An 11,748-nucleotide genomic window follows, 5' to 3' on the forward strand; every position below is an offset into this window, starting at 1 on the left:
CATCAATCGCAAGGACGGAAGGGCGGGCCCGATGGACAGCAGGATCGAGGAAGTGCTCAGCATCTATCACGCGATGATCGAGACGGAGCACAACAGCCCGCGCGAGCTGCCTCCGGGCGGCCGCGATGGCGGACAGGACCAGCGGCTGCGCGCGGTCGGACCAGAGACCGGACAGTTCATCAATATCATCGCCAGGAGCCTCAGGGCGCCGACCATTCTCGAACTCGGCACCTCCTTCGGCTATTCAGGGATATGGCTGGCAGACGCCGCGCGTGCCTCCGGCGGCCGGCTGATCACCATGGAAATGCACGATTACAAGTCGGCTTATGCGCGCGACATGGCCGTCAAGGCGGGTCTTGCCGACCACGTCGAATTCAAGGTCGGGGACGCAGTCCAGATGATCGGCGCGCTTTCTCAGGGCATCGACTTCGTGCTTGTGGATCTCTGGAAGGATCTCTACCTTCCCTGCCTCGAGGCCTTCTATCCCAAACTCAATCCGGGCGCGATCATCGTCGCTGACAATATGCTGCGTCCGGGAGGCGACGATGTCGGACGCTACGGCGAAGCCATCCGCGCCAAGCCGGGCATATCAAGTGTGCTGCTGCCGGTCGGCAACGGGCTCGAGGTCAGCCATTTCGACTGAGGTTGAGGCGAGGTTGGTTTTAGCGATCAGGCCGGCTGCGTCGAATGCCGGGAGGCGGATGACCTCGCGCCTCAGATGAGCGATCCGACACGGTGTTATCGACTAACCGATTTTCACCGGGTCCGGATCCCCGATCTCGAACCCATGCTCTTGCCCCTTCGACAGTCTCAACATGTGAGGAAACCGGATCATGATGATGAACAGACGGACTTTCTCGGCCGCCCTCGTTGCCGGCGCCGCCGCCACTCTTCTCTCCAGCCGCGGCATGGCCGCGACATCGGCTCCGGTGAAGGCGCGCAATGTCGTGCTGGTGCATGGGCTGTTTGCCGACGGCTCGTGTTGGACCGAGGTGATCGCGCGCCTGCAGGCTGCCGGACTGAACGCCACGGCTGCACAGAACCCGCTGACGACGTTGCCCGACGCCGTCGCCACCGTAAAGCGGGTGCTCGACCGGCAGGATGGCCCGACGGTTCTGGTCGGGCATTCGTTTTCCGGCATGATGGTCACCGAGGCTGGCGTTCATCCCAACGTTTCGGCGCTCGTCTATGTCGCTGCGCGGGCGCCGGATGCGGGTGAGGATTATACCGCGCTTGCGAAGACCTTCCCGACGCCGCCGGCTTCGGCCGGCATCGTCTTCGACGGCGACGAGGGACGCTTGAACGAAGCGGCCTTCCTTCGCGATTTCGCCGGGGACCTGCCGGAGGCGAGGGCGAAAGTACTTTATGCCGTGCAGCAGCCATTCCAGAAGGCGCTGCTGACCGGCAAGACTACGCAGGCCGCCTGGCGTTCGAAGCCGAGTTGGTATGCCGTCTCGACCGAAGACCGGACGATCAATCCCGATCTCGAACGTTTCATGGCCAAGCGCATGGGGGCAAAGACGGTCGAGGTGAAGGCCAGCCACCTCTCGCTGATTTCCCATCCCGACGAGATCACCCAGCTGATCCTGGAGGCGGCCGGGCAGTAATTTCCGACGCCGGGCGGTGGTGTCTATGGGACGGTTACTCTGTGCATAGCGGATGCACCGTCGTAGTGCACGTCACCCGCCCCCGCCCTTCGAGGCTCCGGCCTTTGGCCTGCGCATGAGCGCTGCTGGCGAGAGCGGGTGGGAAAGTAGCCGTCACATCGTCTTGCGCGACCGGTGCTTTCACGCGACAAAGTCCAGATGAGTATCCCCACAACCCACCCATTCTCCTTCGATCCGACCTACGGCATGCAGCTCGAAGAGCTTCTTGCGGTCAAGCCGCCCAAAGCGCCTGATGGTTTCGACGATTTCTGGGAGGGGCGTTATCGCAAGGCGTTGACGGTCGATCCGCAGCCAGTGCTTTCCCGCAGCGAGATCACCCATCCAGATTGGCATGTGCTCGATCTCGTCTATGTCTCCACGGATGCGTTCCGGATCGGCGGTTGGCTCATCTTGCCGCGTCAGGGGCAGGTGCGGCGCGGCCTTGTCGTCGGGCACGGTTACGGCGGGCGGGATCATCCGGATTTCGACCTACCGGTCAAGGAAACGGCATTGATCTTTCCCTGCTGCCGCGGGCTGTCGCTCAGCGCCCATCCGCCGATTTCCGAAAACCCGTCCTGGCATGTGCTGTACAATATCGACAAGCTGGACTCCTATATCATCGGCGGCTGCGTCGAGGATATCTGGCTAGCCGTCTCGACGCTTGACGCGCTCTATCCCTGGCTCTCGGGGAATATCGGCTACAGCGGCATCAGCTTCGGCGGCGGCGTCGGGGCAATAGCGATCGCCTACGACGAGCGCATCGATCGCGGCCATCTGGCGCTGCCGAGTTTTGGGCACCAGCCGCTGCGCCTCGACCTGCCGAGCGTCGGCAGCGCACAATCGGTGCAGGAATATCAGGCAGAGCATGGAAATGTGCTCGAAACGCTCAGCTTCTACGATGCGGCGACCGCAGCACGGCGGATCGAGGTGCCGATGCTGACGGCAGTGGCGCTTTTCGATCCTTCGGTGGCGCCGCCCTGCCAGTTCGCTGTCGCCAATTCGATACCGAAATTTAATGAAATCTTCATCCTGGACGCCGGGCATTTCGACTACCCTGGAAGTGCTGAGCAAGAGGCGGTTCTCCGCGACAAGATCGGACAGTTCTTCAGGTGCCATGAACCGCGAATACCTGCGCTGGTACAGTCAGCGTCTGCATCGAGACATGGAGATGCTGGTTTTCGGCCATGCCGGCGCCAAGGTGCTGGTGTTTCCGACGCGGGAAGGGACCTTCCTGGAATATGAGCAGCTTGGCCTGGTCGGAAGCCTAGCCGACAAACTGCAGGCCGGCCAACTCCAACTCTATTGCATCGAGGGACTGGCCGCCGAGAGCCTTTATGGCTCTGACCGCCATCCGGCCGAGCGTATCCGCCGACATGTCGCACTGGAGGATTATATCCTCAACGAGGTGCTGCCGCTGATGGCGGCGAAGAACCCGCATGACTGCACCATCGTGCATGGATGCAGCCTCGGCGCCTTCCAGGCGGCGAGCCTCTTCTTTCGCCATCCGCATCTCTTCTGCAAGCTCGTCGCCTTTTCCGGACGCTACGACCTCACGATGAAGGTAGAATCCTTTAGCGACCTGTTCGACGGCTATTACGATGACAGCGTCTATTTCCACACGCCGACGCATTTCCTGCCCGGCCTCGGCTCCGACTGGCGGCTCGACAGGCTACGTGAGCGCGACATCGTTCTCACCATCGGCGATGCCGATCCCTTCCTCGATAACAACCGCTATCTCAGCCGGCTGCTCGGCGAAAAGAATATTCGCCATCAGTTGCATGTCTGGGACGGCCGCGCCCACCGCGCCGGGGCCTGGCGGAAGATGGCGGCGCTTTACATCTGACGTCTGTGGTACACCCTTATGGCCAATGCAGCGCTGCAGTCGCCACCGGCGCGTCCCAGAGCGCGATCTCCTCGTCGGTCAGCAAGGCGAGGGTGATCGATAGTCCCTGCATGTCGAGCGAGGTGACGTAGGTTCCGACCAGTGAGCGCTCGATCGGGATGGCTTTCTCCTCGATGAAACGGCGGGCGCCATTATAGGCGAGGTAGAGTTCGGCAGGCGGCGTGCCGCCGAGGCCATTGACGAACAGCAGTGCTTTGCTGTCCGGCGTCACTGAGATGTCGCCAAAGATGGTCTCGCAGAGATGGCCGATGATGGCGTCGGAGGCAGCGAAGGGCTGCCGGGCATGGCCGGGTTCGCCATGGATGCCGACGCCCATTTCCATCTCGCCGGGTCCGAGCGTAAACGTCGTGCGCTCGGTCTGCGGCACCGTCACGCCGTTCAGCGCCACACCCATCGAGCGGATGCGTGTGTTCATCCCCTCGCCAAGCTGTTTCAACTCGGCGAGCGACATGCCGCGTTCGGCCGCAGCACCAAGGATCTTTTCGACGATGAGCGTGCCGGCAACACCGCGCCGGCCGCGGCCATCACCGGTTCTCGACGTCTCGATGTCGTCGCTGACGACGACCATGTCGAGGTTATGGCGGTCGCCTGCCATCTCGATGGCCATTTCGAAATTCATCAGGTCGCCGTCGTAATTCTTGACCACGAGCAGACAGCCGGCGCCGGTATCGACCTCTTCGATGGCGGCAATGATCTGGCTCGGCGTCGGCGAGGTGAAGATATGGCCGACACAGGCGGCATCCAGCATGCCGTGGCCGACGAAGCCGATATGCATCGGTTCATGCCCGGCGCCGCCGCCGGAGATCAGCGCCACCTTGCCAGGGGTGAGATGGCGGCGGCGGATGCATCTGCGCTCGGGCCCGAACACCACGAAGGCCTCATGGGCGCGCACGAAGCCTTCGACGCTTTCGGCGACCATGGTTTCCGCAGTGTTCATGAACTTCTTCATCAATCCCCCAAGGCCAAAAGCATTACGTTACGTCAAGCGGCTCACTCGTCATTCCGCGTCCGATATTGCGACGATCTTCTGCACCAGATCGGAGATCGCCTCTTCAAGAAGGCGGTTTTTCCTGTCGTCACCGAAATCAGGCACCATCAGCGACAGGTGCCGCAATTTCTCTGAGTGGCCGACATCCGGCAGCTTTCCGGGATGGGCGGCCTGATAGGCTTCGAGAAAGCGCTCCTGTTCGGTGGCGCTGAAGTGGCAGACGCGGACGATCGTCGCGAGATGGCGCGCCGGCAGCGGCGTCGCATAGGTCGGGCTGGTGATCTGGGTGACGAAGCTGCGATGCTTTCCAAGCGCCGTCGCCAGGCGCTGGCGCGTGCCCGATGGCCTGTTGTCGATGATCTGCGCCAGAATGGACTTGTAGGCGATAATGGCGTCTTCGGTGTCTTCGCGCGCCATTCTATTCTCCGGCTGCCCTTGTGCCATCGGCATTGAGGCCGATGATCGCCGATCTTATCGCGGGACGCCGGGCGGGCGCCACGGAAAAATGCCGGAGGCCGGCAGCGAGCAGTGCAGGCAGATAGCTGGGATCGCCGGCCATGTCGCCGCAGATGCTGACCGGCTTGCCAGCGGCAAGCTTCACCGCCTCGGCAATCAGCCGGAGCACGGCGGGTGCTGCCTTGCCGGCATCGGCGTCGACGTCCTCTCGGGCGGAGGCGGCAAGATATTGGGTGAGATCGTTGGTTCCGAACGAGAAGAATGCCGCAGATCCGAAGGTGTCGAGCATCAATGCCGCCGCCGGCACCTCCACCATCATGCCGATCGGCGGCATGCGGTGGAGCAGGGAACGGCGGCCGAGCTTTTCGGCCTCCTCGCGGAATATCTCGCGCATCCTGTCGATTTCGTCGGGAAAGGTCACCATCGGCAGCATCACCGAAAGCCTACCGAAGACGGCGGCGCGCAGCAGGGCGCGTGCCTGGACGCGGGCGATTTCCGGCTGGGCAAGCAGCAGTCGGATGCCGCGCAAGCCCGAGGCGAGAGCCGGCAGGTCTTCGAGGCCAGCGAGCGGCTTGTCGCCGCCGATATCGAGCATGCGGATCGTCACCGGCCTTTCGCCCGCCTGCTCCAGCACGCGGCGATAGATTGCCAGCTGCCGCTCCTCGTTGGCTGCATCGGCGACCGAGGCAGTTGAAAATTCCGAGCGCATCAGGCCGACGCCCGCCGTTGCCGGATCGAGCGCATCGATCTCGGCGGGCTCGTTGATGTTGATCGAGAGCAGGATCGGCACGCCGTCCGCCGTGCGCAGCTCACCGCCAGCGGTTTGTGTGTCGCCGGCAGGCGCTTGTGCGGGTGCGAGCGGCGGGATCAGCATGCTGCCCGCCTGCAGGACGACCGCACCGGCGTTTCCGTCGACGCTGACAGGATCTCCGTCCACGGCCGAAAAGCGGCCCGTGCCAACCACCATCGGCACCGATTTCGCCCGGGCGAGCAGGGCGACATGGCCGGCGGTGCTGCCTGCAAACAGCGCGATGCCGCCGCCGTTCGACCAGTCATGGGCGAGAAAGCGGCTGGGCTCCATGTCCTTGCCGACAAAGACGGAGCCGGACGGGAAATCGGCGATCGGGGTGCCGGCGAGCGCGCCGAGCACGCGGTTCTTGATGTCGAGAATATCGACGGCACGCGCCCGCATCTGCTCCTCGTCGGCCGCTTCGAGTTCACCGATATAGGCGTCGAGGGTGGCGACCCAGGCAAAGACGACGTTCGCGTCGGTTTCCATGCGGGCGCCGGTCGCTTCCGCGATCGTCGGATCGCGCAGCACCTCGATCTGGAAATCGATGATATCGTGGCTTTCGGCGTCGGCTCCCTCGGCAAGGCGCTCGAGTTCGCCGATCGAGATGTCGATCGCCTTTTCCAGCGCGGCGTATCCGCCGGCGGTCCGAGGCGCGGCGGGAGCGCCTGGCCGCTCGGCCAGAAAGGCCGGGCCGGATGCGATGCCCGGGGATGCGCTCTTCGCTTTCAGTCTAAGCGGTCCGGCCATGTTTCTTTTCCTCATCGAAATTGCGCTCGATGAGTCCCTTCAGGGCGCGGATCGCCTCTTCTGCAAGAATGCCGTCGGCGCGGATCCTGAGGATCGACCCCTTGCGGATTCTCGCGCCCATAATCTTGATGATGCTCTTGCCGTTCAGCCAGACATCGCTGCCGTTGACCGCGACCTCGATCGAGCAAGGGAAGGACTTGGCAAGCCGCGTGAAGGTGACGGAGGGGCGGGCATGCAGCCCGACACCGTGCTTGACTTCGACCTCCGTCTGGCAATTCACCTTAGATGGCTCGGGCAATTGCTCGGGCTCCTGTTTCTCTATGCGCAATCCGCTCGTCATCAGGGCGATAGTTCCTCGGCTGTGGCGACCACCTTGGCCAGTGACGCGCCCCCCGACGCCTCGGCGGCGGCGATGACGGCGCCCTCGACCAGCGGGGCGTTGCAGATGGAGACGAGGGCCGAGCGGGGAAGGCCCAGCATTTCGATCGCCATCTCGCTGTTGGTTTCGGCACCGCCGAGATCGACGAAGACGGCAACCCCGGCATCGGACCAGGCGGCCTCGATCGCTCTGAGGATGCCGCCGGCATCGGTGCCGAGCTCGCCATGGACGTTGCCGCCCGACCAGGAGAGCGGCACGCAGTCGCCGACCATCTGCCGCACCATGTCGGCGATGCCCCGTGCCACAAGCGGCGAATGGGAGACGATCACGATGCCCACATTTGCGGTCTTTCCATTCATTCCGGACGGTGCTCCCCGAGATAACGGCAGATCGCCGTGGTCAATAGTGCGCAGCTCGAGGCGCCGGGATCGACGTGGCCGATCGAACGGTCGCCGAGATAGGCCGCGCGCCCGCGCATCGCCTTCATATCAGCCGTGCGGCTGGCGGAACGTTCGGCCTTGCGGGCGATCGTGCCGAGCGGTGAGCGGCGGGCGAGTGCCGCATGCACGGGATAGAGCACGTCGAGCAATGTCTTGTCGCCGGCATGCGCCCGTCCGCGCCTTGCCACCGCGTCGATCGCCTGCTTCAGCACCAGCGAAAAATCGGCCTTCGCCTCGCTTTTGCGAAGCTCACGGCCGATCTCCATCAGCAGCGTGCCGTAGAGCGGCCCGGCGGCACCGCCGACATTCATCACCAGCGTCAGGCCGATCTTTTCCACGGCGTCGGGGAAGGGCAGGCTGGACAGGCTTTCGCCTTCGGCGCTCACCGCTTCGCAGCCGCGCTGCATATTGGTTCCGTGGTCGCCATCGCCGATGGCCCGATCAAGCGCGCAGAGGTGATCGCTGTTTTCCGCGATTGCCGCGCGGCACACCTCGATCAATCCCGCAACTAGCACCGGTTCCGCCTGCACTGCCATCCTCCCTGTCGCCGCGCCTGCCACGCGGCTCTCAAACTTTACTCCGGTCAGACGAGGCTTGCCACCACCCCGAACGCGCCGGCAACCGCGACGGCGCCGGGATCGGCGACGCCCGCCAGATCCCTTTCGCCGACATAGGTGGCGCGTCCGGCTCTTGCCTTCATCATCGTCTTCGTCGACTCGGCACCGGCTGCCGCAGCCCTCGCTGCGGCGGCGATATCGCCGGATGCAAAGGCCTTCAAGGCGGGTGCCAAGGCATCGACCATCGTCCGGTCGCCGACTCCGGCGCCGCCATAGAACGTCATCCTATCGAGCCCGGCAAGAAGGGCTGCGGCGATGTCGGCTTTGTCAGCCATCGCTTTTGCCGCCGCGGTGAAGAAGATCGACAGCAGCACGCCGCTCGACCCGCCCATGCTGGTGCCGAGGATATCGCCGAGCGAGGCGAGCGTTGCCGCCGGCCGGTCGAGCGGCAGCGTGTCGAGGCGGGCAAGCACGCTGCGGGCGCCTGTCGCCACTGTCGAGCCGGTATCGCCGTCGCCGACGCGGCCGTCCAGCCTGTTGAGTTCGCTTTCCTGCGAGATCAGATGCTCGCAGAGCGCCGTGATCAGGCGACGGTTGCGCGTGTTTTCCCCGGCTGCGGCCGCGCCATTCATGCCGGCCGCCGCCCTCGGTGCGGCGATGACGTTGATCTCGTGGCGTTCGACGGCAGGCATCCAGGCATGCGGTTCGACCGCCACCGTCAGCGCCGCCTCGCGAGCGGCATCCAGCCGGATCAGCGACAGCGAGAAACCGTTCATATTGAGCGCGGTCATCATCGGCGCCGGCCCGATGATCAGCCGGACGCGGCGGCCAAGCGGCGAGGAGAGCACGGCATTGGCAATGACCGCCATTTCGAGCGGCGGCACGGCGCCGAGATTGTTGATGAGGAGGGCGTGGCTTGCTCCTTCGCGCAATGTCGGTGACAGGCGCGCCACCATGGTCGCGACAATATCGGCAACCGGCTGCAGCGTGATGCGCTCGACGCCCGGCTCGCCATGGATGCCGAGGCCGAGTTCGCCCTCGTCGGCACCGAGACGATCCTCATGCGCCTGGCCGGGCACGCTGCAAGTGGAGAGTGACATGCCAAGCGAGACGATGTCGCCCGCTGCTGAGGCGGCATGGGCCGCGACGGTCTTCAGGTCGTCGCCCCTTTCGGCGTGATAGCTTGCGATCTTGTGGACGAACAGCGTGCCGGCGACGCCGCGCGGCTGGTTGATGTCGGGGATGGCGATATCGTCGGCGACGATGACCATCTCGACGTCGAAGCCTTCGGCGCGCGCTTTTTCGGCGGCGAGGCCGAAATTCAGGCGGTCGCCGGTGTAGTTTTTGACGATCAGCAGCGCGCCCTTCGGGCCGGTCACGGCGCGGATCGCCGTCAGCACGGCATCGACGCTCGGCGAGGCGAAGATTTCGCCGGATACGGCCGCCGTCAGCATGCCCTTGCCGACGAAGCCGGCATGGGAGGGCTCATGGCCTGCGCCGCCGCCCGAGATGATCGCCACCTTCGACTTGTCCCAATCCGCGCGCAGGATCACCTTGATGTCGGGAAAGCTGTCGAGGCGGGCGAGACGACCGCTGCCGCTCGTCAGGAGCAGACCGTCCAGAGCTTCGGTAACGATGCTTTCTCTGCGGTTGAAGAAGTGTTTCATCGATCGAGACCCGTCTGTTTGTTTTTCATGCCATCGTCACGTCTGTTTGCCGGTCAGGACAGGCGCTGTCCAGCCGCATCGAAATAAAGCGGATCGCGCAGCGTCAGGCTGATCCGGTCACCCGGCGCAATCGCCAGATATGGATCAGCAAGTGTCACGAGCTTGTGATCCCGCGCGGGCTGCTTGGGATCGGCAACCCTGATGTGCAGATGGTTCTGGTCGCCGAGATGCTCGATCCAGTCGATGGCGGCATTGGCTTCCTTGCCGACGATGATGTCGAGATGTTCGGTGCGGGCGCCGACCGTCTTCGTGCCGGCCGGCGGCTGGCCGCCCGGAAGCAGGTCCGCCGGCAGAAGGTTGATGTGCGGCTGGCCGAGACGGGCTGCGACATGCAGGTTGGCGGGATTGCCGTAGATCTCGCGCGGCGTTCCGACCTGCATCAGCCGCCCCTCGGCGACGATGCCGATGCGGTCGGCCATGGTCATCGCTTCCACCTGGTCGTGGGTGACATAGAGCAGCGTCGAGCCCAGTTCCTTCTGGATGCGCTTCAGCTCCAGGCGCAGTTCGGCGCGCAGTTTGGCGTCGAGAGAGGAGAGCGGCTCGTCCATCAGATAGATCGCCGGCCGGCGGACCAACGCGCGGCCGATCGCGACACGCTGCATCTCGCCGCCGGAAAGCCTGGTCGAGCGGTTCTCCAGCTTGTGGTCGATGCGGACCATACGCGCGACCTCGCGGACGCGACGGTCGATCTCCACCGCACTCAGCTTACGGACCGGCGCCTTCAGCGGGAAGGCAAGGTTCTCGTAAACCGTCATGTGCGGATAGAGCGAATATTGCTGGAAGACGAAGGCGACGTCGCGCTCGGCGGGTGCTTCGGCGGCGACATCGCGGCCTCCGATCTCGATGCGACCGCCATCCGGCCTTTCAAGGCCGGCGATCAGCCGCAGCGTCGTGGTCTTGCCGGCGCCTGTGGGACCGAGCAGCACGACGAACTCGCCGTCGCGGATCGAAAGATCGAGGTCGGCCAAGGCCTGGGTATCGCCGAAGCGTTTGGCGAGGTTCCTGAGGATGACATCAGCCATGCCGGGTCTCCTGATAGAGCGAGGATGCCACCGCACGGCCCGACGTGCAGTCGAAGAGCGTGAGTTTTCCCGGGTTGAATTCGAGGCCGACGGTTTCGCCGATCCGGAAGCTGCGATTGGCGGGAACACGGGCCTTGATCAGGCCGCCCGGGGTTTCCACAGCCACGACCTGATTGGTGCCGAGATATTCGCTGCCGTAGATGGCGCCGCGGAGCGCCGAGGCGTCGCTGAAGCGGATATGTTCCGGCCGCACGCCGAGCGCCAGCTCGCTTTCGGCCATGTCCTCTCGGATCTCGGGAACGGCGACATCGGCGCCGTCGAGCAGGATGGAGCGGTCGCCGCTTTTCAGGCCCGAGGTGAAGCGCATGAAGTTCATCGGCGGCGAACCGATGAAATCGGCGACATACATGGTTGCGGGCTTGGCATAGATCTCCTGCGGCGTGCCGAACTGCTCGATGACGCCATGGTTCATGACGGCGATCTTGTCGGCCATCGCCATCGCCTCGTGCTGGTCGTGGGTGACGTAGACGGTGGTCGCGTGGATTCGGTTGTGCAGTTCACGCAGCTCGTGGACCATGATCTCGCGGAACTCGGCGTCGAGCGTGCCGAGCGGCTCGTCCATCAGGAAGCATTTCGGGCGCCGGACGATGGCACGGCCGAGCGCCACGCGCTGCCGGTCGCCGCCGGCCAGGCCCGATACCGAGCGGTTGAGAATATGATCGATCTGCAGCAGCCGAGCGGTCTCTTCGACACGCTGACGGATTTCGGCCTTGGCCATGCCCTGCGACAGCAAAGGGAAGCCGATATTCCTGCGCACGTTCATATGCGGGTAGAGTGCGAAGAGTTGGAAGACGAAGGCGATGTCGCGGGCGCTGGCGCGGTTGAACGTAACATCCTCGCCGTCGAGATAGATCTTGCCGCTGCTCGGCAGCTCGAGACCGGCGATCATGCGAAGCGTCGTCGTCTTGCCGCAGCCGGAAGGCCCGAGCAGCGCCAGGAACTCGCCGTCATGAACAGTGAAGCTCGAATCCTGCACGGCGACGAAGCTGCCGAACTCCTTGCGGAGATTTTCGATCCGGATGTCCGCCAT

The 11,748-nt window shown here is 64.3% G+C and carries 12 protein-coding genes and 1 pseudogene; 4 read left to right on the forward strand and 9 right to left on the reverse strand.

Annotated elements, in window-relative coordinates; all coding sequences use genetic code 11:
- Positions 1 to 31: 31 nt before the first annotated feature.
- From HJB84_RS29020 to HJB84_RS29035, 4 genes and pseudogenes are all read left to right on the forward strand, one after another.
- On the forward strand, positions 32 to 643 hold the full coding sequence (locus HJB84_RS29020) for an O-methyltransferase (protein ID WP_207580848.1): 612 nt from the start codon (positions 32 to 34) through the stop codon (positions 641 to 643).
- A 190-nt stretch (positions 644 to 833) separates the two neighbouring features.
- A complete protein-coding gene (locus HJB84_RS29025; protein ID WP_221117606.1) occupies positions 834 to 1,607 on the forward strand; it encodes an alpha/beta fold hydrolase in 774 nt (257 codons plus the stop codon).
- 198 nt (positions 1,608 to 1,805) lie between these two features.
- Positions 1,806 to 2,756: pseudogene (locus HJB84_RS29030) on the forward strand (acetylxylan esterase); the annotation flags it as partial.
- A 4-nt stretch (positions 2,757 to 2,760) separates the two neighbouring features.
- A complete protein-coding gene (locus HJB84_RS29035; protein ID WP_207580846.1) occupies positions 2,761 to 3,489 on the forward strand; it encodes an esterase family protein in 729 nt (242 codons plus the stop codon).
- Between the two features lie 16 nt (positions 3,490 to 3,505).
- Here HJB84_RS29035 and HJB84_RS29040 read toward each other — a convergent pair whose 3' ends face one another.
- From HJB84_RS29040 to HJB84_RS29080, 9 genes are read right to left on the reverse strand one after another with little or no spacing between them, the layout of a single operon-like run.
- Positions 3,506 to 4,498, reverse strand: a complete 993-nt coding sequence (locus HJB84_RS29040; RefSeq protein WP_221117607.1) for a dihydroxyacetone kinase subunit DhaK — start codon at positions 4,496 to 4,498, stop codon at positions 3,506 to 3,508.
- Between the two features lie 48 nt (positions 4,499 to 4,546).
- A complete protein-coding gene (locus HJB84_RS29045) occupies positions 4,547 to 4,954 on the reverse strand; it encodes a hypothetical protein (RefSeq protein WP_207580844.1) in 408 nt (135 codons plus the stop codon).
- 1 nt (position 4,955) lies between these two features.
- A complete protein-coding gene (locus tag HJB84_RS29050) occupies positions 4,956 to 6,533 on the reverse strand; it encodes a putative PEP-binding protein (protein WP_221117608.1) in 1,578 nt (525 codons plus the stop codon).
- Positions 6,517 to 6,873 (reverse strand): HPr family phosphocarrier protein, encoded by a 357-nt coding sequence (locus HJB84_RS29055; RefSeq protein ID WP_221117609.1) that lies wholly within the window; start codon positions 6,871 to 6,873, stop codon positions 6,517 to 6,519. Before HJB84_RS29055 ends, HJB84_RS29050 begins: the two co-directional genes overlap by 17 nt.
- Positions 6,873 to 7,271 carry a dihydroxyacetone kinase phosphoryl donor subunit DhaM gene (gene dhaM / locus HJB84_RS29060; RefSeq protein WP_207580841.1) on the reverse strand — a complete coding sequence of 133 codons (399 nt, stop codon included), beginning with the start codon at positions 7,269 to 7,271 and terminating at the stop codon, positions 6,873 to 6,875. The genes HJB84_RS29055 and dhaM overlap by 1 nt, the downstream gene beginning before the upstream one ends.
- Positions 7,268 to 7,888 carry a dihydroxyacetone kinase subunit DhaL gene (gene dhaL / locus HJB84_RS29065; protein WP_221117610.1) on the reverse strand — a complete coding sequence of 207 codons (621 nt, stop codon included), beginning with the start codon at positions 7,886 to 7,888 and terminating at the stop codon, positions 7,268 to 7,270. Before dhaL ends, dhaM begins: the two co-directional genes overlap by 4 nt.
- A 47-nt stretch (positions 7,889 to 7,935) precedes the next feature.
- Positions 7,936 to 9,576, reverse strand: a complete 1,641-nt coding sequence (locus HJB84_RS29070) for a dihydroxyacetone kinase subunit DhaK (protein ID WP_207580839.1) — start codon at positions 9,574 to 9,576, stop codon at positions 7,936 to 7,938.
- Between the two features lie 53 nt (positions 9,577 to 9,629).
- Entirely contained in the window at positions 9,630 to 10,658 is a 1,029-nt protein-coding gene (locus HJB84_RS29075; RefSeq protein ID WP_207580838.1) for an ABC transporter ATP-binding protein, read from the reverse strand.
- Positions 10,651 to 11,748 carry an ABC transporter ATP-binding protein gene (locus HJB84_RS29080; protein WP_221117611.1) on the reverse strand — a complete coding sequence of 366 codons (1,098 nt, stop codon included), beginning with the start codon at positions 11,746 to 11,748 and terminating at the stop codon, positions 10,651 to 10,653. The genes HJB84_RS29075 and HJB84_RS29080 overlap by 8 nt, the downstream gene beginning before the upstream one ends.

It is taken from the genome of Rhizobium sp. NZLR1b (assembly GCF_019685155.1).
GTDB lineage: Bacteria > Pseudomonadota > Alphaproteobacteria > Rhizobiales > Rhizobiaceae > Rhizobium.